3 protein-coding genes are annotated in these 2,966 nt (G+C 33.3%); all 3 read left to right on the top strand.

Going from position 1 to position 2,966, the window contains the following annotated elements:
- Nucleotides 1-963: 3-deoxy-7-phosphoheptulonate synthase (gene aroF / locus MR593_RS07410; RefSeq protein WP_331474763.1), on the top strand; the 963-nt coding region annotated here is incomplete at its 5' end.
- A gap of 1 nt (nt 964) precedes the next feature.
- A complete protein-coding gene (locus tag MR593_RS07405) occupies nt 965-1,804 on the top strand; it encodes a prephenate dehydrogenase (RefSeq protein WP_290691475.1) in 840 nt (279 codons plus the stop codon).
- Nucleotides 1,805-1,854: 50 nt separating this feature from the next.
- Nucleotides 1,855-2,751 (top strand): fumarylacetoacetate hydrolase family protein, encoded by an 897-nt coding sequence (locus MR593_RS07400; RefSeq protein ID WP_290691473.1) that lies wholly within the window; start codon nt 1,855-1,857, stop codon nt 2,749-2,751.
- Nucleotides 2,752-2,966: the final 215 nt, after the last annotated feature.

Genomic DNA, 2,966 nt, shown 5'->3' with positions numbered 1-2,966 from the left:
GTAGAAGTTATACAAGATAAAGGAGCAGAAGTCGATAAGATAGATGGGACTTCAACATCAATACTAGGGATAGTTGGAGATACTGCTTATATAGATCCAGATGAATTATTGACATTTGCATGTGTAGAAAAAGTATTAAAGGTACAAGAACCATACAAAAAAGCAAATAAATTATTCCATCCAGAGCCTACAATAGTAGATGTGAACGGAACAAAAATAGGTGGGGGACATTTAGGAATAATGGCAGGTCCTTGTTCAGTTGAAAGCGAAGAACAAATGGTAGCGGTAGCAAAGGCAGTAAAAGCAGCAGGTGCAAACTTCTTAAGAGGTGGAGCATTTAAACCAAGAACTTCACCATACAGCTTCCAAGGATTAAAGCTTCAAGGGTTAGAGCTATTAAAAATAGCAAAACAAGAAACAGGACTTCCAATAGTAACAGAATTAATGTCTGCAGAATATCTAGATAAATTTGTAGAAGATGTAGATGTAATCCAAATAGGTGCAAGAAATATGCAAAACTTTGATTTATTAAAAGAAGTAGGTAAAGTTAAAACTCCAGTACTATTAAAAAGAGGTATGAGCTCAACTATAGAAGAATGGCTAATGAGTGCGGAATATATAATGGCTGGAGGTAACGAAAATGTTATACTTTGCGAAAGAGGAATAAGAACATCTGAAAAAGCAACAAGAAATACACTAGATTTAAGTGCGGTACCAGTTATAAAAGAAAAATCACATTTACCAATAATAATAGATCCATCTCATGCAACGGGTAAACGTGATTTAGTAGAGCCACTAGCAAAGGCTGCTATAGCAGTAGGAGCAGATGGACTTATGATAGAAGTACACAACAACCCAGCAAAAGCATTATGTGATGGAAAACAATCAATAAAACCAGATAAATTTGACGAAATAATGAAAAGCTTAAAACCATACATAGATTTAGAAGGTGCGACAATCTAGTATGAATATTACAATTGTTGGTTTAGGTGTTATTGGTGGTTCCTTCGCAATGGCCTTCAATGAGGCTGGTTTCGAAGATGTGTATGCTATAGATACAAATTTAGAATCTATAGAAAAAGCAAAAAAAATGGGTGTTATAAAAGATGGTTCAGATAAAGCAAAGGAGTTTTTAGAAATAGCGGATTTAGTTATTATTTGTATCTATCCTAGACTTATAAAAGGGTTTATGATGGAAAATAGAAATAATTTCAAGGACGGTGCGATAGTTACAGATGTTGCAGGAATTAAAGGGTCTTTAATCAAGGAGTTAGACGATATTATTCCTGATAATGTAGATTTTATTTTCGGACATCCTATGGCAGGTAGGGAAAATAAAGGAATTGACCATGCCACTGCAGAATGTTATAAAGGTGCAAATTATCTATTAATCGACACTGAGAGAAATGACGACGACAATGTATTACTTTTACAAGCAATTATCTACAAGCTTGGATTTAAGAGAATTATAAGAATTAGCTCAGACTTCCACGATCAAATAATTGCATTTACATCACATCTGCCACACGTTATGGCAGTATCTCTGATAAACAGTGATGTAGAAGCTAGAAATACCGAAATCTACATGGGAGGAAGCTATAGAGATGCTACAAGGGTAGCCGATATAAACGAGGATTTATGGACTGAGTTATTTCTAGGAAATAGGGAAAACCTACTAGAAGTAATCGACGATTTCATGGCTGAAATGGGTAGATTTAGAGAGGATTTAGATAAAGGTGATAAAGTAGCTCTAAATAAACGTCTTAAAAGAGCTACTAAGAGAAAGAGACGTCTTAATAAATAATTTGTATATTAATACATGACTTTATAAGAAATAAACTGGAGGGAATGGAAATGAAATTTGTTACATATCTATTAAATGATGTAGAAACATTGGGAATAGTAAATAGCAAAATGACAGGCGTTTACAATTTTAAAGATCTTGGTTTAGAAAAAAATTACAGCGATATGAATGACTTCATATCAAATGCAACAGAAAATGATTTAGCAGCTTTAAAAAATAGAGCTTACGAAGAGGATGCTAATATAAAAGTAGATTTATTAGAAGATATCAAGCTATGTGCTCCAATAGTAAATCCTGTGAAAGACGTTCTTTGCTTAGGTCTTAACTACAAAGACCACGTTGAAGAGACTAATAGAAGCTTCAATGCTAATTACGAATTACCTAAATACCCAATTTACTTCTCAAAAAGAGTAAATAAGGCTATCGGAATAGACGATAAAATAACTAATTACCAAGGCATTTCAGAAGAAGTAGATTACGAAGTAGAGCTCGCTGTAATAATAGGCAAAGAAGGAATAAACATCAAAAAAGAAGACGCTTACGATTATGTATTCGGATACACAATAATGAACGATGTAAGCGCTAGAGATCTTCAACAAAGACATGGAGGACAATGGTTCAGAGGAAAGAGTATAGATTCCTTCACACCACTTGGACCATGGATAGTTTATAAGGACGAAATAACACCACCAGTAGAATTAGATGTTTTGAGTAAAGTAAATGGAGAAGTGAGACAGTCATCAAATACTAAACATTTTATATTTGATATACCGACAATAATAAACGACTTATCAGCTGGTATGACATTAAAACCAGGTGATATAATAGCTACAGGAACTCCATCTGGAGTTGGGATGGGATTTAAACCACCTAAGTATTTGAAGAGCGGAGATAAAGTTGAGTGTACAATTGAAGGAATTGGGACACTTGTTAATATAGTTGACTAAGGATTATTTGAGAGCTTGTGACTTTTAGGAGTTACAAGCTCTTTTTGAGTTAAACTATAGATGTTTTACAATATGAGGTATTTTATTTAAATTCTTTTGAAAAATGTGTTGTAATTTATATAACTTTGGCAGTTGTACAACAACTTTGAGTATTTTCAGATTATAATTAAATTAAATAAGAAAATAGTGATTGAGGATATATAAATTACGGGGAG

Source organism: Intestinibacter sp., from assembly GCF_022780145.1.
Lineage (GTDB): Bacteria > Bacillota > Clostridia > Peptostreptococcales > Peptostreptococcaceae > Intestinibacter.
The sequence above is the reverse complement of the archived record's forward strand: the minus strand, read 5'-3'. Positions and strand labels throughout refer to the sequence as shown.

Excerpts from the sequence above, each read along its gene's own strand:
- MR593_RS07400 (WP_290691473.1), top strand. The coding sequence starts at position 1,855 with ATGAAATTTGTTACATATCTATTAAATGATGTAGAAACATTGGGAATA.
- MR593_RS07405 (WP_290691475.1), top strand. The coding sequence starts at position 965 with ATGAATATTACAATTGTTGGTTTAGGTGTTATTGGTGGTTCCTTCGCA.